General features: G+C 42.3%; 26 protein-coding genes and 1 riboswitch. Of the genes, 7 read left to right on the forward strand and 19 right to left on the reverse strand.

Going from position 1 to position 24,170, the window contains the following annotated elements; translation table 11 throughout:
• Positions 1–88: 88 nt before the first annotated feature.
• The 3 genes from NSQ64_RS14200 to NSQ64_RS14210 form a co-directional block, all read right to left on the reverse strand.
• On the reverse strand, positions 89–577 hold the full coding sequence (locus NSQ64_RS14200) for a cation:proton antiporter regulatory subunit (RefSeq protein ID WP_008342734.1): 489 nt from the start codon (positions 575–577) through the stop codon (positions 89–91).
• A gap of 200 nt (positions 578–777) precedes the next feature.
• Positions 778–3,006: a protein translocase subunit SecDF gene (secDF, locus tag NSQ64_RS14205; protein ID WP_017367708.1), complete on the reverse strand. Its 2,229-nt coding sequence runs from the start codon at positions 3,004–3,006 to the stop codon at positions 778–780.
• Positions 3,007–3,047: 41 nt separating this feature from the next.
• On the reverse strand, positions 3,048–3,344 hold the full coding sequence (locus NSQ64_RS14210; RefSeq protein ID WP_003216788.1) for a post-transcriptional regulator: 297 nt from the start codon (positions 3,342–3,344) through the stop codon (positions 3,048–3,050).
• 116 nt (positions 3,345–3,460) lie between these two features.
• Here NSQ64_RS14210 and spoVB point away from each other — a divergent pair, with 116 nt between their 5' ends.
• Positions 3,461–5,011 carry a stage V sporulation protein B gene (spoVB, locus tag NSQ64_RS14215; protein WP_019743030.1) on the forward strand — a complete coding sequence of 517 codons (1,551 nt, stop codon included), beginning with the start codon at positions 3,461–3,463 and terminating at the stop codon, positions 5,009–5,011.
• Between the two features lies 1 nt (position 5,012).
• Here the strand turns inward: spoVB and NSQ64_RS14220 are convergent, their stop codons facing one another.
• Positions 5,013–5,675: a DUF421 domain-containing protein gene (locus NSQ64_RS14220; protein ID WP_024718383.1), complete on the reverse strand. Its 663-nt coding sequence runs from the start codon at positions 5,673–5,675 to the stop codon at positions 5,013–5,015.
• A 165-nt stretch (positions 5,676–5,840) separates the two neighbouring features.
• On the opposite strand from NSQ64_RS14220, the gene NSQ64_RS14225 reads away from it, so the two are divergent.
• Positions 5,841–6,218: a TIGR04086 family membrane protein gene (locus tag NSQ64_RS14225; protein WP_007501492.1), complete on the forward strand. Its 378-nt coding sequence runs from the start codon at positions 5,841–5,843 to the stop codon at positions 6,216–6,218.
• Positions 6,219–6,267: 49 nt separating this feature from the next.
• Here the strand turns inward: NSQ64_RS14225 and yajC are convergent, their stop codons facing one another.
• The 7 genes from yajC to NSQ64_RS14260 all read right to left on the reverse strand — a co-directional run bounded on the left by yajC (position 6,268) and on the right by NSQ64_RS14260 (position 11,296).
• The gene (yajC, locus tag NSQ64_RS14230) at positions 6,268–6,534 is read right to left on the reverse strand and encodes a preprotein translocase subunit YajC (protein ID WP_003216659.1); all 267 of its coding nucleotides are present in this window, start codon (positions 6,532–6,534) and stop codon (positions 6,268–6,270) included.
• Positions 6,535–6,581: 47 nt separating this feature from the next.
• On the reverse strand, positions 6,582–7,727 hold the full coding sequence (gene tgt / locus NSQ64_RS14235; protein ID WP_008342748.1) for a tRNA guanosine(34) transglycosylase Tgt: 1,146 nt from the start codon (positions 7,725–7,727) through the stop codon (positions 6,582–6,584).
• A gap of 31 nt (positions 7,728–7,758) precedes the next feature.
• Positions 7,759–8,787, reverse strand: a complete 1,029-nt coding sequence (gene queA / locus NSQ64_RS14240; RefSeq protein WP_236809982.1) for a tRNA preQ1(34) S-adenosylmethionine ribosyltransferase-isomerase QueA — start codon at positions 8,785–8,787, stop codon at positions 7,759–7,761.
• Positions 8,788–8,821: 34 nt separating this feature from the next.
• Positions 8,822–9,022: a DUF2905 domain-containing protein gene (locus NSQ64_RS14245; RefSeq protein WP_341017043.1), complete on the reverse strand. Its 201-nt coding sequence runs from the start codon at positions 9,020–9,022 to the stop codon at positions 8,822–8,824.
• Positions 9,015–10,019, reverse strand: coding sequence for a Holliday junction branch migration DNA helicase RuvB (ruvB, locus tag NSQ64_RS14250; protein WP_007501501.1), 1,005 nt, complete (start codon positions 10,017–10,019; stop codon positions 9,015–9,017). Before ruvB ends, NSQ64_RS14245 begins: the two co-directional genes overlap by 8 nt.
• Before the next feature lie 11 nt (positions 10,020–10,030).
• Positions 10,031–10,636, reverse strand: coding sequence for a Holliday junction branch migration protein RuvA (gene ruvA / locus NSQ64_RS14255; RefSeq protein WP_024718387.1), 606 nt, complete (start codon positions 10,634–10,636; stop codon positions 10,031–10,033).
• 147 nt (positions 10,637–10,783) lie between these two features.
• Positions 10,784–11,296, reverse strand: coding sequence for an intercompartmental signaling factor BofC (locus NSQ64_RS14260; protein ID WP_008342756.1), 513 nt, complete (start codon positions 11,294–11,296; stop codon positions 10,784–10,786).
• 226 nt (positions 11,297–11,522) lie between these two features.
• On the opposite strand from NSQ64_RS14260, the gene NSQ64_RS14265 reads away from it, so the two are divergent.
• A complete protein-coding gene (locus NSQ64_RS14265; protein WP_017367714.1) occupies positions 11,523–12,167 on the forward strand; it encodes a serine/threonine protein kinase in 645 nt (214 codons plus the stop codon).
• A gap of 232 nt (positions 12,168–12,399) precedes the next feature.
• On the opposite strand, the gene NSQ64_RS14270 is transcribed toward NSQ64_RS14265, so the two are convergent.
• Positions 12,400–12,582, reverse strand: coding sequence for a hypothetical protein (locus NSQ64_RS14270; RefSeq protein ID WP_008342761.1), 183 nt, complete (start codon positions 12,580–12,582; stop codon positions 12,400–12,402).
• A 192-nt stretch (positions 12,583–12,774) separates the two neighbouring features.
• Here NSQ64_RS14270 and NSQ64_RS14275 point away from each other — a divergent pair, with 192 nt between their 5' ends.
• Positions 12,775–12,924, forward strand: coding sequence for a hypothetical protein (locus NSQ64_RS14275; protein WP_162835670.1), 150 nt, complete (start codon positions 12,775–12,777; stop codon positions 12,922–12,924).
• Positions 12,925–12,955: 31 nt separating this feature from the next.
• On the opposite strand, the gene thiC is transcribed toward NSQ64_RS14275, so the two are convergent.
• On the reverse strand, positions 12,956–14,716 hold the full coding sequence (gene thiC, locus NSQ64_RS14280) for a phosphomethylpyrimidine synthase ThiC (RefSeq protein WP_144667308.1): 1,761 nt from the start codon (positions 14,714–14,716) through the stop codon (positions 12,956–12,958).
• Positions 14,717–14,842: 126 nt separating this feature from the next.
• A riboswitch (TPP riboswitch) is annotated at positions 14,843–14,952 on the reverse strand.
• Positions 14,953–15,190: 238 nt separating this feature from the next.
• On the opposite strand from thiC, the gene NSQ64_RS14285 reads away from it, so the two are divergent.
• Positions 15,191–15,823, forward strand: coding sequence for a LysE family transporter (locus tag NSQ64_RS14285; RefSeq protein ID WP_041090919.1), 633 nt, complete (start codon positions 15,191–15,193; stop codon positions 15,821–15,823).
• A gap of 46 nt (positions 15,824–15,869) precedes the next feature.
• Here the strand turns inward: NSQ64_RS14285 and NSQ64_RS14290 are convergent, their stop codons facing one another.
• From NSQ64_RS14290 to nadB, 5 genes are all read right to left on the reverse strand, one after another.
• On the reverse strand, positions 15,870–16,490 hold the full coding sequence (locus tag NSQ64_RS14290) for a YhcN/YlaJ family sporulation lipoprotein (protein WP_008342769.1): 621 nt from the start codon (positions 16,488–16,490) through the stop codon (positions 15,870–15,872).
• 133 nt (positions 16,491–16,623) lie between these two features.
• The gene (gene safA, locus NSQ64_RS14295) at positions 16,624–17,838 is read right to left on the reverse strand and encodes a SafA/ExsA family spore coat assembly protein (protein WP_341017047.1); all 1,215 of its coding nucleotides are present in this window, start codon (positions 17,836–17,838) and stop codon (positions 16,624–16,626) included.
• 131 nt (positions 17,839–17,969) lie between these two features.
• Positions 17,970–19,079, reverse strand: coding sequence for a quinolinate synthase NadA (nadA, locus tag NSQ64_RS14300; RefSeq protein ID WP_047947110.1), 1,110 nt, complete (start codon positions 19,077–19,079; stop codon positions 17,970–17,972).
• Positions 19,066–19,929, reverse strand: coding sequence for a carboxylating nicotinate-nucleotide diphosphorylase (gene nadC / locus NSQ64_RS14305; protein WP_341017049.1), 864 nt, complete (start codon positions 19,927–19,929; stop codon positions 19,066–19,068). Before nadC ends, nadA begins: the two co-directional genes overlap by 14 nt.
• Positions 19,911–21,482: an L-aspartate oxidase gene (gene nadB, locus NSQ64_RS14310; protein ID WP_341017051.1), complete on the reverse strand. Its 1,572-nt coding sequence runs from the start codon at positions 21,480–21,482 to the stop codon at positions 19,911–19,913. Before nadB ends, nadC begins: the two co-directional genes overlap by 19 nt.
• A 92-nt stretch (positions 21,483–21,574) precedes the next feature.
• Here nadB and NSQ64_RS14315 point away from each other — a divergent pair, with 92 nt between their 5' ends.
• Together NSQ64_RS14315 and NSQ64_RS14320 are read left to right on the forward strand one after the other, a co-directional pair.
• Positions 21,575–22,723 (forward strand): IscS subfamily cysteine desulfurase, encoded by a 1,149-nt coding sequence (locus NSQ64_RS14315; RefSeq protein ID WP_341017053.1) that lies wholly within the window; start codon positions 21,575–21,577, stop codon positions 22,721–22,723.
• A 3-nt stretch (positions 22,724–22,726) separates the two neighbouring features.
• Positions 22,727–23,266: a transcription repressor NadR gene (locus NSQ64_RS14320; protein ID WP_024718395.1), complete on the forward strand. Its 540-nt coding sequence runs from the start codon at positions 22,727–22,729 to the stop codon at positions 23,264–23,266.
• 24 nt (positions 23,267–23,290) lie between these two features.
• Here NSQ64_RS14320 and pheA read toward each other — a convergent pair whose 3' ends face one another.
• Positions 23,291–24,169 carry a prephenate dehydratase gene (gene pheA, locus NSQ64_RS14325; RefSeq protein WP_039167032.1) on the reverse strand — a complete coding sequence of 293 codons (879 nt, stop codon included), beginning with the start codon at positions 24,167–24,169 and terminating at the stop codon, positions 23,291–23,293.
• Between the last annotated feature and the right edge of the window lies 1 nt (position 24,170).

Consider the following 24,170-nt stretch of genomic DNA (forward strand, 5'->3'; position numbering starts at 1 on the left):
CCAAGCTTTTTCTTTTATTCTTCCCTCTTTCTTGTCCTTTTTAAACACAGAAAGAACATGGTGGAAGGTTTTCTATCAGCATGGGCGCTTAGCTGCTGAGTTTTTCTTTAATAAGGCTCTTTAATTCTTTTCTTTCTCCAGAGATGACAAGGGTGTCTCCTTCTTCAATCACCGTATCTGGTCCTGGGTTTAAAATTTTCTCATGTGATTTTCTCACAATGGCGATGACTGTTACTTGATAATTTTGGCGAACACTCAGGTCTCCGATCGTCTGGTTAACAGCCGGTGCGTTCTTTTCAATCTTAAACCATTCAATGATGAGTTCATCAATGGCCACCTCAACTGTCTCAAGCGCTTTTGGTTTATAGACCATGCCGCCTAAAATAGCCGAGATTTGTCTTGCTTCTTCATCGCTAAGCAAGATACCAGAAATACATTCTTCGTGATCATCTTCTTGAAAATGATACATCTCTCTTCTGCCGTCATCATGTGTGATAATGGCAAGCTTCTCATTATTTCTTGTGATCATTTCGGCTTTGTGACCGATACCTGGCAGTTCAGTTTCCCGAACCTTCATAACAGCCCCTCCAATGAATAAAAGCGAAATGCCCCAAACGGACACTTGCTTTCTATACTGATCTAAACGTATGTCATTATAGCAAAAGACCATTTCAAGATCAATGAAACCCGAAATGTTTTTACATATCATCTTATTGTTGTGACGTTGACAAATATGATGCATGAAAAAAAGACTGCCAAGCTGGCAGTCTTTCTTGTTTAAATATCTTGTTCTGTGTCGATTTTCGCCGGCTTTTTCAGCTCACGACCTTTCCATATCAGCCAAATTTGTGCCGCAATGTAAAGGGATGAATACACCCCTGTTAATAGGCCGACAAGTAAGGCAATGGAGAAGTTTGTAATAGATGCTGAACCGAAAATGAGAAGTGCAATCACCACTACAAGTACGGTAAGCACGGTGTTCACAGAACGCGTAAAGGTTTGCTGTAAACTTAAATTCACAATGTACGATAAATCTTCGATCGTTTTCGGTTTGCGTTTCTTCATTTGCTCACGCACCCTGTCGAAGGTGACAATCGTGTCATTGATCGAGTACCCAATGACCGTGAGTATCGCTGCAATGAAGGTGACATCCACCTCTAAGCGCGTAATACTAAAGAAGGCAACGATAAAGAATGCGTCGTATAGCAGAGAGACAATGGCTGCAATCGCCATTTTATACTCAAATCGGATAGATACATATAAGATAATCCCGATCGAAGCAATGATGATAGCGTATAATGCGTTACGTGCCAGCTCTTTTCCGACTGTCGGAGACACTGTACTTACGTTAGGCTCCGTTCCGTATTTATCTTTGAAGTAATCTTTCACTTCAGCAATTTTTTCTTTATTCGGAACACCGACAAATCGAGCTGCTGCTTGATTTTCTTTTTGCCCCGATAACACAACACTGTCTGTCTCAAGGTCTAGCTTTTTAAAATCTTGCTCCACCTGTTCTGTTGACAGTTTATGGTCACTTTGAATATCAACTCTAGTACCACTTGCAAAGTCAATACCTGCATTGAGCTTGAAGATCGACAGCACAATGATTCCGGCAATGGTAATGGCTGCTGAGAAAATCATAAAGCCTTTACGTTTGCTGACGAAATCCCATTTATCAAATGGTGTTTTCGGTTCAGTATTTTCAGTTGTTTCATGAATATCAATGATGTCTTTCTGACGAACACCAAACCAGCCTTTTCTGCGATCGAGATAACGGCTTTCTACAAGTAAGCCAAGAAGGAATCTTGATAGGAAGACAGCCGTGATAAAGCTTGTCAAAATTGATAGGATAAGCATGGTTGCAAACCCTTTGACAGAGCTTGTTCCAAAGAAGAATAGAACCCCGCCGGCAATAATACTTGTTAAGTTTGCATCAAAGATCGTGGCAAACGATCTGCGGTTACCCGATCTGAAAGCAGAACGGACAGATTTACCGAGCTTGAGCTCTTCTTTAATCCGCTCATACGTAATAATGTTGGCATCGACAGCCATCCCTACCCCAAGAATCAATGCAGCGATTCCAGGCAGTGTCATGACCGCCCCCATCCAGTCAAAGACTTGCAGTGTGATATAGATATAAGCTGACAGTGTAATGACAGCAACAAGACCTGGTAATCGGTAATAAAACAGCATGAATAAGAAGATAAATGCTATTCCTACAATTCCTGCGAAGACTGTTTCGTTTAGTGCTTGCTCACCAAACTGTGCACTCACAGATGTTGAATATTTTTCGGTTAATTTTACTGGCAATGCGCCGGCATTTAAAATGCTCGCAAGGTCTTTTGCCTCTTGAACCGTAAAGTTTCCTTCGATTTGTACGTCACTGCTGTTAATTTCTTGGTTTACATTCGGCGCAGATACATACTTATGATTTGATTTAGAGACTTCTTTTTTGAAGGAATCTCCCTTATGATAATCAAGCCAAATGACAAGCTGATTGTTTGGTGCCATCGCCGCTACTTTTTTTGTCACGTCACCAAACTTTTTCGCATCCTTTAGTTTGACCGTCACGATCGGCTCATTCGTTTGATTGAATGTTTGTTTTGCACCATTTTCAACAAGATCAGATCCGTTTAGGAGTTCTTTGTCATTCGTATCTCTGAAGGAAAGCTGTGCTTCAGTCGATAGAATCTCCCGTGCTCTGTTTTGATCTTTTACACCCGCAAGCTGTACGCGGATACGGTTGTTTCCTTCAATCGAAATGTTCGGCTCACTGACCCCAAGCACGTTGGCTCTTCGGTTTAAAGCCTCTACTGTACTGACGAGAACACCATTTGTGATCTTGTCTTCTTTTTTCACTGGGTGTACATCATACAGAACCTCAAATCCACCCTGTAAGTCCAGCCCTAGCGTCATATCTTTCGCAACGGGCTTCGTTAATAAGCCCACACCAGTTCCGATTAACAGAACCACTAAGAAAAACGCAAGTATGCGCCCTTTTTTCATTATGTATTTCCTCCTTAAACACCTGAATCCATTTAGATGGCTTATTTCAACAGTTCGTCCAGCATATTCTTGCCATCTTCACTGTCCAAAAAAGCAGACGTTTTGAACGACTGAACGGTTGCATAGTTCATAAATTCGCCAATTTTCACAGATAAAATATCTGCAACCATTTCATGAATCGGATACTCTTGTTTTTTCTTCCACTTCTTATTCTCTAAGTATGACCATAATTCCTCTAAATCTACATCTTTATAGCCCAAAACGATGAATTCTTCAAGCTTACTGAACAGAAAAGGCTTTAGATGGTCTTTGTATATAGCAGCCGGATGTTGTGTCATTGTGAGGCTCCCCCTTTTCAGTTTTTTATCGAGAGACTTGTCATGCTTGGACGATATACACGCATATCTTATTGTATATGATTCTATGTCGTTTGAGAAGGCAGGTGATCTGTGATTTGACGAAGCAAACGTTTTTAAAAGGGACGATTATTTTAATTTTAGCAGGTTTTATTACAAGAATATTGGGTTTTGTCAATCGAATTGTGATTGCAAGGTTCATTGGTGAAGAAGGCGTAGGGCTTTATATGATGGCAGCGCCTACCTTTTTTCTCGCCGTGACGCTGACACAATTCGGACTTCCTGTTGCTATTAGTAAGCTAGTCGCAGAAGCAGAAGCCCGTGGTGACAAACAGAAAACAAAACGCATTCTAGTGATGTCCCTTGCAATAACAGGAACACTCAGCCTGATTTTCACGCCGCTCTTTTTATGGTTTGCCCCTATTATGGCGGAAAATATGCTGACAGATCCTAGAACGGTCTATCCTCTGCTTGCCATTACACCCGTCGTACCCGTTATTGCGATCTCTAGTGTGTTAAGGGGCTATTTCCAAGGAAGACAGCAAATGAGCCCGCTTGCGATGTCGCAAGTACTAGAACAGGTCGCAAGAATTTCACTCGTGGCAGTATGTACAACAGCGTTCCTGCCTTATGGAATTGAATACGCAGCAGCAGGCGCTATGATTTCATCTGTCATCGGGGAAATGATTTCACTTGCTTACTTACTGATTGCCTTTCGTTATAAAAAGACCATCCGTATCCGAAAACGTTTTTTCAAGGCAATTCATGATGGAAAGGATACGTTTAAGCAGCTCATGAGTATTGCCCTGCCAACGACAGGCAGCCGTTTCATCGGCAATATCTCTTGGTTTTTAGAACCGATTGTAGTCGCACAAAGCCTTGCGATTGCCGGTTATGCAGCTGTGGAAGCAACAAGGCAGTATGGAGAATTGACGGGACTTGCGCTCACCCTTTTGACACTTCCTAGTTTTATCACGTATTCTCTCTCCACCGCACTAGTTCCAGCGATTAGTGAGGGGATGGAACAGAACAAACGCAAAACGGTCGAATACCGGCTCAAGCAGGCGATGCGCCTTTGTTTATTAAGCGGGGGCATTTCATGTATTATCCTTTTCGTGTATGCAGAAAATTTAACCCTCTTCATGTATGGTTCATCTCATGCCGCTGTCTATGTAAAATTCATGGCGCCCTTCTTTTTGCTCTATTACTTTCAAGGGCCGCTGCAGGCTGTCCTTCAAGCATTAAATTTAGCGGGGGCAGCGATGACCAACAGTTTGATAGGAGCTGTTGTGAAAACAGGCATGATCTTTGTTCTTGCTTCACAGCCAAGCTTTGGCATTATGGGAGCAGCGCTTGCGATCCTCATTGGCATCGTTCTTGTCACGTTGCTCCATGCGGCAACTGTCGGTAAAGTGCTGCCTATTCATTTACCATTAAAAGAATATGGACTTTGCGTCCTTGTGATCATCGGCACTGGGGCAGTCAGCTTATGGATGAAACATCAAGCGAGCGGACTCTTTTCCGCACCTTTAGAGCTTGTCATGATGATCTTTTTGACGTGCGTGCTGTATGTCATTCTATTAATCTGTCTTGGGCTAGTGAAACGAGAAGAGCTGCGCCGCATCCCGTTTATTGGGAAGCTGCTGTAGCTCATCTTTTCTTTATAATTTCATCTTTCAAATCAATATAAAAATTCTTCTGATTAAAGCTGCAGTAAGAGATTTGCTCGATATCATGATAGCCTCTTTTGGCAAGCTCCTTTATCAGCCACTGTTCATCATGGTTGATCTGCTTGAGATGATCATGCTGAACCACACCGTCTGCAATAAGCGGGAGCTCAAGCGCTGCATGTTTGCGCTTGTTTTCTTTTTCAACAACGGCGAGCTTTCCTGAAGGCTCTAAGATGGCATATGAGACATCCTGGATACTATCGATGTTATTTTCTCTTAATTGAATCAGCAAATCATCAAAATTGTATCGCTGTTTTCTCATCGCACCCTCGTCTATTTTTCCGTTGATGATGAGCAGGGCCGGCTTACCGTCGAGAAAACGACGGACACCTTGGAATTTTAGTGACAAATAGGCAAGGGTGATTTGAATGAAGGTTAACAGCAGGATCGGCCATACTGTATGTAACATGTGATCCTCTACTTCTTCTATGGCGAGCACCGCAATTTCAGCGATCATCATAAAAATAACAAGATCTAAAATACTCAGTTCCCCAATCTCCCTTTTGCCCATTAAACGAAAGATAAACCAAATGAGAAAATATAAAATGATTGTTCTCATGGAGATAATTAAGATGTCCTGCATATGATGTAAACCCTCCTTCTCCACCATAGCTTGTGTCAAAACACTTTATTTATGTAGAAAAGAAAGCCTCGGTTTTTATCACGAGAAACATGTCTATTTTTTCTTCTCCGTGAATACATTTTAGTAAAAGACAAGCTTCGGTCAATTGGAGAGGAGACGAATCACATGCAGGAAACGAAACAAATAGGAAAAGGCATTTTATCTGGCTTAATTGCTATTTTTGTCGTGATGATTGTCACAAGCTTACTTGTATCACTGATGCTTACCTTCACAAGTATGCAGGAATCATCGTTTAAATGGATGATCATGATCTTGTCCTTTGCGGCACTTTTTCTAGGAGGTATGATTTCTGGAGGGAAAGCAAAGGAACGGGGCTGGCTCATTGGCGCCATGACCTCTTTTATCTTTTCACTCACTGTTTTTTTATTTCAATATTTAGGGTTTGGAGAAACCTTTTCACCAGAACAATTCATCTATCATGCAGCCTTTTTGGGAATTTGTATGCTAGGGGGAATGATTGGCGTTAATCTTCGGGGCAAATAAAAAAAGAGCGAATGATATCGCTCTTTTTTTATCGCTATGTATTGGAGGATTAACCTTTGTCAGCTAATTCTCTAATAGCACGTCGGTCGAAAGTTAAACGGTTGTTTTCGCTTGTTTTGATGACCACTTTTGATTCATCAATGTAGTCGATTTCACCGTGTAAACCACCGATTGTGACGATTTTATCGCCTTTTGATAAAGATTGCTGCATCTGACGCACAGCTTTTTGTTGCTTTTGCTGTGGACGGATTAACAAGAAGTAAAGCACAGCAAACATGACAACAATCATAATGATTGAACCCATACCACCATCCATTCTATCTCACCCCTTTCTAAAGCATTGTAAAGCTTTTCGTTTATGCGTTAAAAGTTTTTCGCATTCGGCTTGTTAAAGCCATAACGCTCAAAAAACTCTTCTCTAAAATCACCTAAACGATCCTCACGGATAGCTTCTCTCACTTGCTCCATTAATTTTAACAGAAAATGAAGATTATGATAAGTTGTTAATCGAATTCCGAACGTCTCATTTGTACGGATCAAATGTCTAATATAAGCGCGTGTGTAATTTTTACATGTGTAGCAGTCACAGTTTTCATCGATTGGTCTGAAATCACGCTCATATTTAGCATTTTTCACAACAAGGCGTCCTTCACTTGTCATGAGCGTACCATTTCTTGCAATTCGCGTTGGCAGTACACAGTCAAACATATCGACACCGCGAATCGCGCCGTCAATTAATGAATCTGGTGAGCCGACACCCATTAAGTACCTCGGCTTGTCATCCGGTAAAAATGGCGTTGTGAACTCCAGCACTCGGTTCATCACGTCTTTTGGTTCACCAACAGATAAACCTCCAATGGCATAGCCTGGGAAATCAAGTGAAACAAGATCTTTTGCACTTTGTTTACGAAGCTCTTCGTATTCTCCGCCCTGTACAATGCCAAACAGTCCTTGATCCTCTGGACGCTGGTGCGCTGTTAAGCAGCGCTCTGCCCATCTGCTTGTCCGCTCTACAGAACGTTTCATATAATCGTACTCTGCTGGGTACGGAGGACATTCGTCAAATGCCATCATAATATCTGAGCCGAGCGCATTTTGAATCTCCATCGCTTTTTCAGGAGAAAGGAACAACTTATCTCCATTTAAGTGATTACGGAAGTGAACGCCTTCCTCTTCAATTTTTCTAAATTCACTCAAAGAAAACACCTGGAATCCGCCTGAATCAGTGAGAATCGCTCGATCCCAGTTCATAAATTTGTGCAGGCCGCCTGCTTCTTTGACAATGTCATGCCCCGGGCGCAGCCATAGATGATACGTATTGCTTAAAATGATGCCTGCCTCCATCGCTTTTAACTCTTCAGGCGCCATTGTTTTCACTGTAGCCAGTGTACCAACTGGCATAAATACAGGTGTTTCAAAGGAGCCGTGCGGTGTATGAACGCGCCCAAGACGTGCACCTGTTTGTTTGCATGATTTAATGAACTCATAACGTATCGGTAATTGCGACAAAAATGAGCCCTCCTGTCTTTGTTGTATGATGTTATTGAATCAGCATGGCATCGCCAAAACTGAAGAATCGGTATTCCTCTTTTACAGCCTCATTGTACGCTTTTAGGACGTGTTCTCGTCCAGCTAATGCACTGACAAGCATAATTAAAGACGATTTTGGCAAGTGGAAATTCGTGATCATGCCATCAATTGCCTTAAATGTATAGCCTGGATAAATAAAAATCGACGTCCAGCCGCTTGACGCTTTGAATTCACCATCATAAGCACTTGCAATGGTTTCAAGCGTTCTTGTCGAAGTTGTTCCGACTGAAATAATCCGCCCGCCTTCTTTGCACACGCGATTAAGCTCTTCTGCCGTTTCTTCATTCATTTCGTAAAACTCTGCGTGCATTTCATGTTCTTCAATGCGTTCAGCACTGACCGGTCGAAATGTGCCAAGCCCTACATGGAGCGTAATAAACGCAATATGCACTCCTTTTGCTTTCAGTGCATCCAGCAGTTCATTTGTAAAGTGAAGACCGGCAGTAGGCGCAGCAGCCGAACCAACCTCTTTGGAATAAACGGTTTGATAACGCTCACGATCGTCAAGCTGCTCTTTAATGTACGGAGGCAGCGGCATTTCACCTAAAGATTCAAGTACTTCATAAAAAATGCCTGTATACTGAAACTCAACTTTTCTTCCGCCATGTTCCAGTTCTTCTGTACATACCGCTTTTAATCGTCCATCACCAAATGTAATGACTGTTCCGTTTTTCACACGTTTTGCTGGTTTCACGAGCGTTTCCCATTTGTCTCCTTCTTCTTGTTTCAAAAGAAGCAGCTCCACTTTAGCACCCGTATCCTCTTTCGTTCCAAACAGACGTGCAGGCAATACACGTGTATTGTTTAAAACGAGACAATCACCCTTTTGAAAGTAATCTGTGATTTGCGAGAATGTATCATGTGTGATGTCACCTGTTTGTTTATTTAAGACCATCAGTCTTGATGCATCTCTTTTTTCAAGCGGCACTTGTGCAATCAATCTTTCTGGTAAATCAAAATCAAATAGTTCTAACTTCATTTCCTTCACCTATTCTGTAGTTAACTAGTTAACGTTATTTCATCCGTCCGAAGACATTGAGTAAAATGGTTAGGACGATGCTAATGACAATGCATGTAATCATAGGAAAAAAGAACGTTACGTTCCCTTTTTTCACGAAAATATCGCCTGGAAGTTTCCCAACCAATTGAAACACTAAACCTGCGGCAAAAAGGACACCACCTAAAATCATCAACATTTTAGGGAATTCAGTCACGAATCGGAACCTCCATATGAAAATGTTCATACGCTTCTCTTGTGACGACCCGCCCTCTTGGTGTTCTTTGCAGAAAACCAATTTGCAGTAAATACGGTTCGTACACATCTTCAATCGTATGTGATTCTTCTCCAATTGTCGCTGAGATCGTATCAAGTCCAACAGGACCGCCTCTAAATTTTTCAATCATACTTAAAAGCAGCTTATGATCGATATGATCAAGTCCGAGTCTGTCAACTTGCAGACGCTCAAGAGCATCTTCTGCAATGTCTTGTGTGATCGCATGATTTCCAAGCACCTGCGCAAAATCTCTTACTCTTCTGAGCAAACGATTGGCGACCCTCGGTGTGCCTCTAGATCTTCTTGCAATCTCTTCAGCTGAACGAATGTCGATCCCAATCTCAAACAGCTCGGCTGTTCTTGCTACAATGTGAGCCAAATCTCTTTGCTCATAGTATTCCAATCTTGCATGAACCCCAAACCTATCACGAAGCGGCGCTGTTAAAAGCCCAACACGGGTTGTAGCACCTACAAGCGTAAATGGCGGTAAATCAAGCCGCACAGAGCGTGCTGTATCTCCTTTTCCAATCACGATATCTAGACAAAAGTCCTCCATCGCTGGATATAGCACTTCCTCTATTGAACGCTGCAAGCGATGAATTTCATCAATAAACAGAACATCGCCAGGTTCAAGAGATGTTAAGATCGCCGCCAAATCGCCAGGGCGTTCAATCGCTGGTCCAGACGTTGTACGCAGCTGAACATTCATTTCATTGGCAATGATCGACGCAAGCGTTGTTTTTCCAAGTCCCGGCGGTCCATATAAAAGGACGTGATCCAGTGTTTCCTGCCTCATCCGGGCAGCTTCAATAAATACGCTGAGATTATCCTTTACTTTCTGCTGGCCAATATATTGACTAAGCGTCTGTGGACGCAGACTTTGCTCAATGGCTGATTCATGGTTGTCTGCTTCAGTTGAGACGAGCCGTTCATCCATGAGACATCACCCTATTTCAACATTTTTTGTAAAGCTTTTTTCACATATTGATCGGTTGTAAGATTCTTCTCTTCTTTTAATAAAGGAAGAACCTTTTTGATTTCACGATCACCATACCCAAGGACACTTAAGGCTTCAACCGCTTCATCTAAAGCGCTTTGCTGCGTTTCAATTTGAATATGATCCTCGTGGTTAAATAAGTTTCCTATCATTTCAGGCACCACATCTGCGAGCTTCCCTTTCAGATCTAGAATGATCTGACGTGCTGTTTTTTTGCCAACACCCGGGAATTTAATGAGGAAAGCTTCATCCTCTCGTTCGATCGCTGAAATGACAGCGCCAGGGTCACCGGAAGCAAGAATCGCAAGCGCACCCTTCGGTCCAATCCCTGTGACATTTAACAGTTTTGTGAACAACGCTTTTTCTTCTCGTGTTTGGAATCCATATAACGAAAAAGCGTCTTCCTTTATGTAATGATACGTATAAATCGTTTCTTGTTTTGATACTCGATAGATAAACGGATTTGGGGTATAGACTTGATATCCCACTCCGCCGTTTTCAATGACAACATATTGCGGGCACACATAATCAATGGTCCCTTTTACAAACTCTATCACCGTTTTCACCTCTTTGACTGTTCTCCATTGTAACATAAATCGAAGAGAAAACCGTAATAAAAGTTAACATACGTTCGCTCAGCCTTTTTTCATAGTTAACCCATGAAAAAGAGCTTGCGGTCTTCACACCAGCAAGCTGTCATACGATTAAAACGATTGTTCATTTCGGTAAGGTTTCATGACTTCAAGCACATGCTCAAATTCATCTTTTGTTCGAAACGGAATGCCTTGTGCAAGCTGCTGCTCTACATGACTTTCCAAGCGTGACGTATCAATTTGAAAAAAGAGATGAATAGGCTCCGCCCACCCGTCAGGCCTTCCATGAAACGTAGAAATCACGCCGTCTTCTGATAATCCGATATATCCATTTGCTTTACTCAAAGGTGATATATCGTCAATTTGTTTTCTAAAAAGGGCAAAATCCTCTCGCTGTTCTACCAATGTCCAGCCCTTATACTGGGCCCAAAATGTGTCTTTGTCTTCTAATGATGCCCGCTGTCTTTCAATACTTACATCGCCGTCTAGATAGACCTTTTCAAGCTGAACGTTGATGGTTTTTGACTCTTTTTGCAAGTGTTCTGCTGCTTCCATATCAACAGCGAAAAAGAGTACACTTGTCATGATAAGTCCTGTAACGAAATACTTTATTTTCACTTTCACTATTTACACCTCTTTAGAACATAAGATCGATGCATGACATATGTAGTTTGACCCATTTTCCTAAACATTAACCAAATCGATGTCTTGACACATAATGAGAGTCTTTCGTTGTATCCTTCGTGCGTAAATGTTATGTTTTATACAATCCATTGCTCTACCGAATTACATGGTTTTTTCATCATTCGTTTTTCAGCCGCATAAACTGAAACCAAAGAAGGTGAAGTCAATGTCAGATGTCAAAAGATTAGCCGAATCGATTCAGTATCAAGAAGAAAAGCGTTTTAATAAGCTCGTCTTTAAACCGGCTGAGCTTGAGCTGTGCGGCAAAGGAAGAAGTGCCTATGTATTTTCATACAAAAAAGACGGCAAGAAAATGGCGTTAAAAGTCTTTTTTCCTTCTTATCGAAACATCGCCCGCAAAGAGGCTGCAATTTATGAAAAACTTTCCGGCTCCTCCTATTATCCTGAGATTTACGAGTCTGGGGATCAGTATATTTTAATGGAATATATTAAAGGTTATACTTTCTATGAATGCCTGACAAAAGGAATTCCGATCAAAAAACAAATGATTGAACAAGTAGATGATGCATTGGAAGAAGCACGCGCGAAAGGTTTAAATCCTTCTGATATTCATCTGCGAAATTTAATTTTAACAAAGGATGGCCGCGTCAGGGTCATTGACGTCGCCCGCTTCACGCAAACGAAAACATGTCATCAATGGGATGATTTAAAAGCTGCATACGCCTATTATCAAAAACCTTTTTTCCCTAAAAAAGCGCCGCGGCTGTGGCTTGAAGTGATTGCCTATTTGTATAAGAAAAACTGGCTGTCTCGAGGTCAGCTGAACAACCGAAATGATTTTACTGCATAATGAAAGCCGCTCGAAAAGAGCGGCTTTCAGATTGTTGACAAAGGGCTAAAATGAACTTAATTTTAGCCCTTTGTCTTCTTTTCAGCGTGATAGAAAACCTTTGCAGTCTAGGAAGAACGAGTACCGGCGCGGAGCGAATTTGACATTCGTGAGCACCGGCACGCAGGACTGACAAAGAATGCGAGGGTTTGTCTACACGCTGAAAGCCGCTCTCTTTGAGCGGCTTTCTGTTTTATTCTGTTTCTACATGGATACTATTCACATTTAATAGGTTAATGATTTCATTATTCAGCTTAAACCAATGATTGGCTTCCTCAATTTTTTTATACACATCATAGGTAGCTGGACGTTTTAGCTCGAAATCGAGCACTTCCCCATTGTTCATATGAAATGTTACCTTAAATACTTTCATCATAAGATCACCTTCCACTCTGTCTTGTTCACTAACCAAATCGGTCAGCTCTTTTCATTCATTCTCTATTCAATCCGTTTCCCCTGCTTCTTTCCTTCTAAACACAAGAAGTTTAAATTTTGTTTAAATTCGCACAACATATCTATCTATATACTGTTCAAAAGATGTATATTGAATGAAAAGGAGGCTGCCTTTATGAAACAAAAGAAAAAACGAACATCTCCAGAGAGACAAACAGTCCTGTTTCATTTAACAGATGCCCTCATCCCAAGTATTGAAACGATGGCGATTGCAGTAAGAGCATTTTTCCACCTCGTGAGAAAAGCCATTTCAGCCGTTTTATAAAACCCCGCACTAGAGGAGTGCGAGGTTTTTTTTAGGATTGATAGATTTGGCTACCTTGATTGATAAACTCTTTTGCCTTCTTCTCCATCTCTCTTTTCACTTCTTCTGATTGGTTGCGGATGTCATGGGAAATTTTCATACTGCAAAACTTTGGTCCACACATGGAACAAAAATGAGCGGTTTTAGCACCTTCAGCAGGCAATGTTTCATCATGGAATGCCAGCGCTCGTTCTGGGTCAAGTGACAGGTGAAATTGATCCCGCCATCTGAATTCAAATCTCGCTTTCGATAAGGCATCATCACGCTTTTGAGCAGCAGGATGTCCTTTTGCTACATCAGCTGCATGTGCGGCAATTTTATAGGCGATGACGCCTTCTCTTACATCTTCTTTGTTCGGCAGACCTAAATGCTCTTTTGGTGTCACATAGCACAGCATGGCGGTTCCGTACCAGCCGATCATCGCCGCACCGATCGCGGATGTAATATGATCATATCCCGGTGCAATATCTGTTGTTAGAGGACCTAACGTATAAAAAGGTGCCTCTTTGCATATCTCCATCTGCTTATCGACATTCTCTTTGATTTTATCCATTGGAACATGACCAGGTCCTTCAATCATGACCTGTACATCATGTTTCCAAGCGATCTCTGTCAATTCCCCTAACGTTTCCAGCTCTGCAAACTGCGCTTCGTCATTTGCGTCCGCAATGGATCCCGGTCTGAGCCCGTCCCCAAGCGAAAAGGCAATGTCATACGTTTTCATGATTTCACAAATTTCTTCAAAATGGGTATACAGAAAGTTCTCTTGATGATGAGCGAGACACCATCTTGCCATAATGGCTCCGCCTCTTGAAACAATTCCTGTGACCCGGTCGACTGTGAGCGGAATATACCTTAACAGGACGCCCGCATGAATGGTGAAGTAGTCAACCCCTTGCTCTGCCTGTTCAATTAATGTGTCTCGGTATACTTCCCACGTCAAATTTTCTGCGATTCCATTCACTTTTTCAAGTGCCTGATAAATCGGGACAGTTCCTACTGGGACTGGGCAATTGCGGATAATCCATTCTCTCGTTGTATGAATATCCTTTCCTGTAGACAGGTCCATCATCGTATCTGCCCCCCATCTAATTGCCCATGTCATCTTCTCCACCTCTTCTTCAATGGACGACGTCACAGCTGAATTGCCAATATTCGCATTAATTTTCACATGAAAATTCTTCCCGATGATCATCGGCTCACTTTCAGGATGGTTAATATTCGCTGGAATGACCGCTCTTCCACTAGCCACTTCCTCTCTAACAAACTCAGGACTTAGCTGTTCTCTCAAAGCGATAAACTCCATTTCAGGCGTAATAATCCCCTTTTTTGCATAATGCATTTGCGTCACACAAGCACCTTGTTTCCCGCGGAGCGGCACATGATGAAAATCTGTATGGGCAGCTTGATAGGATTCTTTCCCATTCAAGCGATATCCATTATCTTCTGGCTTTACTTGACGCCCTTCATAGCTTTCAGTATCTTCTCTTTCTTTAATCCATTTTGATCTCAGACGCTTTAATCCCTTTGTGACATCAATATGAGCCTCCTCATCTGTATACGGTCCACTTGTATCGTACACACGAATCGGTTCATTTTGGATATCACCTGCTTGTGTCACTGTATTTGTGAGCACGATTTCTCTTTTTGGCACCAAAATGTCAGGTCTTGAACCTTGTTCATATACCTTTCGACTGCCTTCAAAATTTGATAATAAAGATTGCGTTGATGGAACATTTGTCTTTTCATTCATTTGCTGTTCTCTCCTTCTTTTCGTGTGACCGGTCAGGATGGAATCAGCACCAGCAAAAAACCAGATTCTATGTAAAGAACCTGGTTTCGTCGTCAGAAAAAAACATGTATGCCATTCATATGGCACATGTATCATCTTCAACTTCCCCACGCTGGTACGAGCCAGATCAGGTCCAAAGGGTTAAGAAGCTTGTCTTCTCTCTCAGCCCGCATTTCCGGGCACCCCTAGTCACTTATATTGATTTCCACAACAGTGTAGCATAGCTGAGAAATGAAAAAAAGAAGTTTCAGGAAAATAGTTCCTTTCCCCTACAATGAATACATGCTCTTCACGATATACATCTTTCTATACACGATTTATCTCTCTCATTTCGATTAAATCAGAAATAATCATTGATCCTTTTCTCCTATTATGTATAATTAATCTAAACGGAGAATTTTTATACAAACATGATTCAAAGGAAGTTCTAGTCGATTGCAAACATTTCTTACATTTATCGTCGTTGGATTCTCAATTGCTCTACCTGTTGGAGCGATCACGGTTGAAATGACAAAGCAGGGATTAAAAAACGGATTCTTTCATGGATTAACTGTAGGCGCTGGTGGTATGACCATCGATATATTGCTCATCTTGGCTTTATATGCTGGATTTGCTCAATTTTTATCTTTGCCCTTTATCCAAATTCCGCTCTGGCTGATCGGTGCCATCTTTTTAATGATTCTTGCCTACGATTCGATTAAAAATGCGGATCAAGACATCCATTTAGCAGGAGAAAAAGTGAATAAATCATTCGCTAAAACATACCGAAATGGGCTGCTCGTCGCGGTATCCCCTGGAAACCTTGTGTTCTGGGTATCTGTGTTTGGTGCTGTACTGGCAGATGCTTATAAAAATACAAATTCATCTGAATTTATATTGGCTGCTACGGGTATTTTGGCAGGGATTCTTCTTCATGACATCGGTCTTCTCACGATTGTTTCCCTAACAAGAAAAGTGATGAACCGAACCATGATTAAGTGGACATCCATTATTGCCGGTATTTTATTACTTGGATTTGGCTGTTATTTCTTTTATGAATTTTATATCGGGATCAAAGTTTATTTTTAAAGAAAGGCTAAAGTTCGTCATGAACTTTAGCCTTTTTTATTCCAGCCTATCGGGTCATGCCTGTCTGACCTGTTTCAAATTGCGTTTTTCTCATATCTCTGAAGCGTGTAAATGCGCCTTCGTCTTTAATGACTTGGACAGCTCTTCCATCTGCATAACGAGTCGCTGCTTCTTCTACTTGTGATACACCCTCTGATGTCAAGCGCCCATCTGTTTTAAGAGCAATATACACATTTTCATCCGTCACCATAACTTGTGAGTCTGTCACATGGTTCATTTTGTTCACTCGGTTGGCGATTTTTCTTGAACGCTGGATGTTCTCTTGTTTATCGTAGCCAGAGAACGACATTTGGTTATGATAGTTCATATCTCCATGACTGTAGCGTCCATCTCCACCAGTAAGTGGCATTCTCACTTGATCCTGTGTAGGGCGTGAACGATCATCAACATTCGTTGTATTTCTTCCGTTCATTCCCTCCATAAGCTCAGAAACTGGTCCTTGATGATCTTGGTTGTTGTCTGTTGCCTGTTGATTGGAGTGGTATCCAACTGGCTGACCTGATTGATTATGACGTGTATCTACACCCGCATTGTTATTTGTACCACATGCCGTTAATCCAATAGGTAGAAGCACTAAGGCGATTGTTTTTTGCCATTTTTGTCTCAAACGAAAAACCCCCTGTACAAATTGAATCTCATGAGCGCAAAACAGGCTCTATTTTAGCATGTACAGTTGAGGACAAAAACAAGCTGTCAGTTATAAACAAAAAAAGGAACGATTGAGATCGTCCCTTGTGTCATTAATCTTCTTCGTCTTCTTCTGGTCTTGCAAAGACAGATGGGTTTTGATAAGGCTGCTGCATATAAGGCTGTGCTGGATAAGCACCCATTTGACCATATGGAACAGGGTTTGGATAATGTCCAGGCCATGGTTGATGATGCTTCATCCCATCATCGCATCCGCAGTCTTCCTTGCCATATGCTTCATTTGGAGCGTTTGGATAAAAGCCTTGATTGGCATTTGCATTTGCATTTGCATTTACATTTGCGCCTGCATTTGGATGCATATAGTGGTGCCAGTGATGCCCATCGTTTGCATGATGCTCATGATGTTCACCGTAATAAGCCGGTGCTTGATACGCAGGATAATAAGGCTGAGCCGCCGGGTAAGGATACGGCATCATGTGATGGTGATAATACGGCTGTACCGGATAACAAAGGCCTGATCCCGGTAAAATAGGAGAAGCGGGTACCATTTGCTGCGGATATGGATACATTGCTGGCATGTAATGACCATGACCATAACCATAATAAGGATCATATGACTCTTGATGATGGTGGTGATGCTCTTTATTTTCAGCCATGCCCCCTACTGCTGCCCCTCCAACATTCGGCATTTGCGGGAAATTAGGAAGGTTTGGGTAATTACTATGTTCCATATCTTTTCCCTCCTCTTTTTGATGTGGGATATGAATGAATGGATCATATCCCTTTGCCACTTCATCTTTGAAATGATCCTTATTTTCATGATGAAAATGGTCCTTGTGATCTTTATGATCCTTTTTCTCATGAACATGATCTTTCTTTTCATGAACGTGATCTTTTTTCTCATGATGTTCTTTTTTGGGAGGAGGCGTGAATGGCTGGTAGAGATTCGTCTGATAATAGTTTACATCAACTTGTGGAAAAACTGGCTGTTCAATCTTTGGTACTGGTGGCACATAAGGTACCGGTTCATTCGGCTTTTCCTTCGGCTTCGTATCTTGAACTTGCACGACATCCTTTGGCTTTTCTTTTACATACGGGTGTTCTTTTGCTTTTGGCATTTCTTTTGCTTTGTGATGATCGGTTTTCACAGGAACACCACTAGATGGAATTTTGATTTTCATTCCTGGCATGATCAAATCTGGATTACTGAGCTGCGAATTTAATTTTTTCAATTCTTGAAAGTCGACTCCGTACTTCTTTGAAATTTTCCAAAGGGAGTCTCCTTTTTGCACAATATGAATTTTCAACGTTTTCCCCTCCTATGCAAAACGTGAACGTAGCGGTTATGTCAGAAGTACAATATGTTTCAACATAAATTTATGCCTATTTACAAGCCGATATGATAAAAACTTGTTTTCTGATAGGAGGGGACACTTCATTATTTAATGGTGAGCATTTTATTTAAAGCGAGCAATGCCTCTTTTGTCGTCTCTTCATTCACTTGAATCAAACCGACCGGCTCCCCTTTTTCAATGCTTTCAAGTGACCATAGTAGATGAGGCAGATCAATACGGTTCATTGTCAAACATGGACACATATCTGGATTAAGGGATTCGATTTGTTTGTCAGGGTGCTGGTCAATGATGCGTTTCACTAAATTCATTTCTGTTCCAATGGCCCACTTGCTTCCTGCTGGTGCCTGCTTGATCGTATCAATAATAAATTTCGTTGAACCAGCTAGATCAGAAGCCTTTACGACTTCATGTGTACACTCTGGATGAACAAGAATCTGTATGTCACGGTCTCGTTTTCTCGTTTGTTCAATATTCTCAATGGTAAATTTCTCATGAACAGAGCAATGACCTTTCCATAAAATCATTTTGATTCGATGAAGCGGTTGGTCGGTGATGAGCTTTTCTTCTATTTGATCCCAGACAGCCATTTCCTCTAGCGGAATCCCTAAATCATAGGCCGTGTTACGCCCTAAATGCTGATCAGGAAGAAAAAGAATCCGCTCTTTTTGGGTCAGCGCCCACTCCAATACTTTTTTAGCGTTTGAAGATGTGACAGTCGATCCGCCATGTTTGCCGACAAATGCTTTAATATCAGCCGTTGAGTTTACATAAGTCAGCGGAAGGATCGTATCTCCAAACAGCTCAGTGAGCTTATCCCACGCCCTGTCTGTTTGTTTCATATTCGCCATATCTGCCATTGAACAACCTGCTCTCATATCTGGCAAAAAGACGTGCTGATTCTTTTTTGATAGCATATCGGCCGTTTCTGCCATAAAATGAACCCCGCAAAATACAATGTATTCTGCTTCGTGATTGTCAGCAGCAATTTGTGCAAGCTGCAATGAATCACCTGTCACATCAGCAAATTGGATGACTTCATCTTTTTGATAATGATGACCCGGTATAAAAAGCTTTGATCCAAAGGCGCGTTTAATCTCTAATACTCTCTCTTTCATTTCATCATAAGAGCGCTGTTTATATTCATCTGGCATCATGGCTGTATGCTGCGCTGCTAACACATCAAGCATGGACATGAGTCGTTCCCCCTTTATGGCTGAATTCCATATTCATACTAAAATCGAATGATGGAGCAGAATGTGTGAGGAATCCAAGTGAAATAAGGTCTACACCTGTCCCCCGGTAGTTAGCCACATTCTCTAACGTGATGCCGCCAGATGCCTCTGTCAATATGGTTTCAGGAGTCATTTGTTTAAAGCGCTTCACTTCGTCTGGAGAGCAGTTGTCAAACATGATGACATCTGCTTTGGCATCAATGGCTTCCATCAGCTGTGCTTCTGATTCAATTTCCACTTCAATTTTCACCATATGACCGGCGTATGCTCTTGCTTTCTCCACAGCTTCCCTGATAGAACCACAAGCCGCAATATGATTATCTTTAATCATCACCCCATCGGATAAGCCGAAACGATGATTCTTTCCGCCTCCGACTTTTACTGCGTACTTCTCCATCATGCGCAAACCGGGTGTCGTCTTTCTCGTATCACAAATCGTAATAGATGGATCAGCTAATCGCTCTACTGCTTCATGCGTTAGTGTAGCAATCCCTGTCATTCTTTGCAGGATATTCAACACCACCCGCTCCCCTTTCAGCAAGTCGTTAACGGGGCCAGTTATTTGTGCCAGTACAGCCCCTTCCTGAATCCAATCACCTTCCTGGAAAAACAGCTCAGTTTGAACTTGTTCATTCAGCAGTTTGTATCCCATATCAATGACTTGCGTCCCGGCCAATACGCCTGATTGTTTCGCCATGATATAAGCTGTTCCTTTCTTGTCTCCAAAAATGGCATCAGCGGATACATCTCCAAACCCAATATCTTCTTTTAAAAAATGAGTGAGCATTTGCTTTAACTGTAAACGTTCCATTTGGCACCAATCCTTTCATTTTTTACGATATAAATATGGCCCTGTTCATGTACAATCTGTTTTGCTCGCCACGAGGCATCGTGCCGATTAGGATAATCGGTGCGATAATGACCGCCCCTGCTTTCTGTTCGGAGTAATGCAGATTTGACAAGGCATATGGCTAAAGCCCATTGATTAGTTATTTCGATCTGTTCATTTGTGATATTCTTCACATTGATTTGCTGAAAAGAGACTTGTTCTAAATGATCGAGCAAAGTCTGTAAGCCTTTCTCATCTCTCACAATTGCGGCATATGCTGTCATCCATTTTCTGAGCTGAGCCAGTGACACCGTTGGGACAGACCATACTTCTTGAATGGAAGGAGCAAGTTTTTTATCTTGCCGGGCTTGCAACCGCTCAATATACCGTGCTGCGTTGTTTCCTAGAACGAGACCTTCTAAGAGCGAATTACTTGCCAGTCGATTGGCGCCGTGTAAACCTGTACAAGCAGCTTCACCAATGGCGAAAAGTGATGGAACTGTTGTTTCTCCATGTTCATTCACCTTAATTCCACCCATTAAAAAGTGCATACCGGGTGAAACTGGCAGCCTCCCGCTTGCCATATCAACTCCCGCACGCTGACACATCGAAGCAATCGCAGGAAAACGTGCAGAAAAATGCGGAATATCACGGATGTTCAGATAAATGGAATGACCGAGTTGCTGCTCATGGAAAATGGTCCTTGCCACCACATCTCTAGGCGCTAAATCGCTCTGTGGGTGGATTCCTTTCATGATCCGCCTGCCTGATTCATCTTCTAAATAGGCGCCCTCTCCCCTGACTGCCTCTGATACGAGCCCGATCGCTTTACCTGAAGTGGTCAAAAGGGTCGGATGGAATTGCACAAATTCGAGATCTACTAGCTGTGCCCCTGCGCGATAGGCCATCATCAGACCATCTCCTGTCACAGACGGATCATTTGTGTTTGTCTCATATAAGGATCCACAGCCGCCAGTGGATAATACAACTGCATCTGCGGTCATTGTATGTACATGACCTTTTTCGTCTTTCCACACAACACCTGTACATACCCCATCATGAACTAACAGATCCATGACATGATGATTTTCGTATACATGAATGTGTGAGCCGAGCTTCCCTTTCAAAAACTGCACGAGGGTTTTTCCCGTTTGATCTCCTCCTGCATGCAGAATACGATGGGTCGTATGGGCTCCCTCTTTACCTAACTGCGGGATTCCCGTTTCATCTCGATCAAATGGGCAGCCCTCTTCTACGAGCTTCTTTACAAGATCTTTTCCATGACGGACGATCTCCTGTACAGTTTTGTCATCATTGTGACCACACCCCGCAGCTAAAGTGTCTTGCACATGCTGATCGACAGAATCATGTGCGGAAAAGGCTGCAGCGATTCCCCCTTGTGCGAGCATGGAATTACTAGAGGAAAATTGTTTTTTTGTCATCATGATGACTTGGCAGTTCTCTGAGATCGTATTCACAAAGGAAAGAGCCGCAATGCCCGACCCCACCACAATGACTTTTTTAATAGATGACACAATTGCCCCTCCTGTCATTTACACCTGTCTTGACACATATCATTACACAACACTACAATAAATACAAGAAAAAATTTTCACACAGGAGATGGATGGATTTGATTTATTTAGATTATGCAGCTTCTACACCTGTTTCTGAGGAATCACTGCATGTATTTCAGCAGTTGAGCAAAGAATGTTACGGAAATGCGAGCAGCCTGCATGATGCAGGAGGAAGAGCAAATGAAATCTTGGCTTACAGCAGACAATCACTTGCAGCGATTCTAGGGGGCGAACCTGATGGCATTTACTTTACAAGTGGCGGAACTGAATCCAATATCCTTGCGATTCAATCGATCATAAATGGGCTACCTCCACATAAACAGCATGTCATTACCACATCAGTAGAGCACCCTTCCGTTCATCATGCGGTCAATGCCTTGGAGCGTCTCGGTGTGAAGGTGACGGTCATAGACCCGAATCAAGAAGGAATTATCACAAAGGAGATTCTCAAACAGGCTCTATTGCCTGAAACCGGACTAGTATCCATCCAGCATGCCAACTCAGAAACTGGGATTATTCAGCCATTAGCTGAATTAGCGACGCTCTTAAAAGAAAGAGATATTCTTTTTCATACAGATGCAGTGCAGACATTCGGAAAAATGCATGTGTCGATTAAAGAACTTGGGGTTGATGCCCTCTCCATTTCGAGTCATAAAGTGTATGCACCTAAGGGCGCCGGTGCTGTCTATATGGGAGCACATGTCCCTTGGAAGCCTATATATCAACATACTGTACAGGAAAATGGTCTACGCCCAGGGACAGTGAACGTACCTTGCATTGGTGCTTTTGTGGCCGCGAGCGAGCAAATCATGCTGAAAATAGATCAACAGCAACAGCTAGATATTCAGCTTCGTGATTATTTTCTTCAGCAGCTAAAAAAAAGGCAGCTGCCTGTCCGCATGCTGCAAGAAAATGACCAGCGCCGCACGCTGCCTCATATTATTGGTTGTTTTTTTGAAGGGTTTGAAGGACAATATGTAATGTTAGCTTGTAACCGGCAGGGAATTTGTATATCTACTGGAAGTGCATGCGCTTCTGGTTATCATCACCCTTCCCCTGCTGTAAAGGCATTACATGTATCAGATCGTGATGCCCTTCAATTTATTCGACTATCATTTGGACGAGGATCATCAAAGGATGACATCGATCAGCTTTTGCATACATTTGAGCGCTTGCAAAAGGAGAAGAAAGGAGCATAAAACGTGGAACAAGAGAGAAAACTCATTGGCGAAGAAAGAAGAAACGCCATTTTAAAGTGGCTGAAAGAGACTGATACACCACTCACTGGAAGTTTTTTAGCCAAAAAAGCCGCTGTCTCACGACAAGTCATTGTACAAGATATTTCATTACTCAAAGCAAAAAACGAACCCATTATTGCCACAAGCCAAGGCTATGTGTATATGGCGCAGCATACACCGGAAACTGAAATTGAACAGATTATCGCTTGCAAGCACGATCCTCATCGTACAGAAGAGGAGCTCACACTGATTGTAGACTACGGTGTAACGGTGAAAGACGTGATGATTGAGCACCCTGTCTACGGGGAGCTAACGGCCTCTATTCGAGTGAGTACGCGCAAACAAGTGGCTGACTTCGTACATCATATTTCTAATACAGGCGCCTCCTACTTATCAGAGCTGACAGACGGCGTACACTTACATACCCTTACTTCCTACAGCCAAAAGCAGCTTGACCAAGCCATTCAAGCGCTTGATGACGCTGGATTTCTCATTAAAGACTAAAAAAATAGTGTCCCCTGCAGGACACTATTTTTCATTCGTTAATTCATATGTTTGATAGCTGCCGAGTAGTTTCACTTCACAGCCAATCGCTTCTAATTCTTGAATGGCGCCAGGGACAAGTACATCATCCATCTCTTTTTCGATATCAATGATAAATAAATAGTGTCCAAGGCCTGTTTTTGTCGGACGCGATTCAATTTTGGACAAATTGAGATTCCGCCATGAAAAAGCTGATAACACGCGGTGCAATGCACCTGACTGATCATCCTTTGGCAGGCTGACAACAATGGTCGTTTTTGGCTTTGAAGAAAAACCAGAATTCATTGGGAACGATGCCTTCGCCTCTTTATGTAAAATAACAAAGCGTGTATGATTGTGCGGATAATCATGAATGTCTTTTTTCGCAATCGTCAATCCGTACGTTTTTGCGGCGATTTCATTCGCAATCGCACCAACAGCTTCATCTGGATGCTCACTGATGTATTTTGCTGCATAGCCTGTTGATTCCACTGGCCGATGCGGAATATCAGGGAACTGCCTCTTCAAAAATTGATGACACTGCGCAATGGCGTGCGGATGTGACTGAATCACATCTAATGTCTCCCAGCTCTCCGCTCTCGATGGATGGACAAGCAGGTGCTGGCGAATCGGTGCTGTCATTTCGCCCACAATGGACAAAGCGTCCTCATGAATTAAATAATCAATCGTTAAGTTCACAGATCCTTCGAGTGCATTTTCAAGTGGAACGACCGCCAAATCTACTTCTCCCTTTGACACGGCATCCATACATTGCGGAATGGTTGCATAAGCCCGTTGCTCTGCTTCTTTTGGAAAACAAGAACAGACAGCCAAATGAGTAAATGTGGCCTCTGGTCCAAAGTAACCTACCGTTAATTGCTTCATC

The sequence above is a fragment of the Bacillus sp. FSL W8-0183 genome (genome assembly GCF_038006825.1).
Classification (GTDB): Bacteria; Bacillota; Bacilli; order Bacillales; family Bacillaceae; genus Bacillus; species Bacillus altitudinis.

Excerpts from the sequence above, each read along its gene's own strand:
- NSQ64_RS14220 (WP_024718383.1), bottom strand. The coding sequence starts at position 5,675 with ATGCAGGACATCTTAATTATCTCCATGAGAACAATCATTTTATATTTT.
- NSQ64_RS14225 (WP_007501492.1), top strand. The coding sequence starts at position 5,841 with ATGCAGGAAACGAAACAAATAGGAAAAGGCATTTTATCTGGCTTAATT.
- secDF (WP_017367708.1), bottom strand. The coding sequence starts at position 3,006 with ATGAAAAAAGGGCGCATACTTGCGTTTTTCTTAGTGGTTCTGTTAATC.
- queA (WP_236809982.1), bottom strand. The coding sequence starts at position 8,787 with ATGAAGTTAGAACTATTTGATTTTGATTTACCAGAAAGATTGATTGCA.
- NSQ64_RS14275 (WP_162835670.1), top strand. The coding sequence starts at position 12,775 with ATGAAACAAAAGAAAAAACGAACATCTCCAGAGAGACAAACAGTCCTG.
- yajC (WP_003216659.1), bottom strand. The coding sequence starts at position 6,534 with ATGGATGGTGGTATGGGTTCAATCATTATGATTGTTGTCATGTTTGCT.
- pheA (WP_039167032.1), bottom strand. The coding sequence starts at position 24,169 with ATGAAGCAATTAACGGTAGGTTACTTTGGACCAGAGGCCACATTTACT.
- ruvB (WP_007501501.1), bottom strand. The coding sequence starts at position 10,019 with ATGGATGAACGGCTCGTCTCAACTGAAGCAGACAACCATGAATCAGCC.
- NSQ64_RS14315 (WP_341017053.1), top strand. The coding sequence starts at position 21,575 with ATGGATTTGATTTATTTAGATTATGCAGCTTCTACACCTGTTTCTGAG.
- nadA (WP_047947110.1), bottom strand. The coding sequence starts at position 19,079 with ATGTCCATGCTTGATGTGTTAGCAGCGCAGCATACAGCCATGATGCCA.
- NSQ64_RS14210 (WP_003216788.1), bottom strand. The coding sequence starts at position 3,344 with ATGACACAACATCCGGCTGCTATATACAAAGACCATCTAAAGCCTTTT.
- NSQ64_RS14200 (WP_008342734.1), bottom strand. The coding sequence starts at position 577 with ATGAAGGTTCGGGAAACTGAACTGCCAGGTATCGGTCACAAAGCCGAA.
- NSQ64_RS14270 (WP_008342761.1), bottom strand. The coding sequence starts at position 12,582 with ATGATGAAAGTATTTAAGGTAACATTTCATATGAACAATGGGGAAGTG.
- NSQ64_RS14265 (WP_017367714.1), top strand. The coding sequence starts at position 11,523 with ATGTCAGATGTCAAAAGATTAGCCGAATCGATTCAGTATCAAGAAGAA.
- nadC (WP_341017049.1), bottom strand. The coding sequence starts at position 19,929 with ATGGAACGTTTACAGTTAAAGCAAATGCTCACTCATTTTTTAAAAGAA.
- thiC (WP_144667308.1), bottom strand. The coding sequence starts at position 14,716 with ATGAATGAAAAGACAAATGTTCCATCAACGCAATCTTTATTATCAAAT.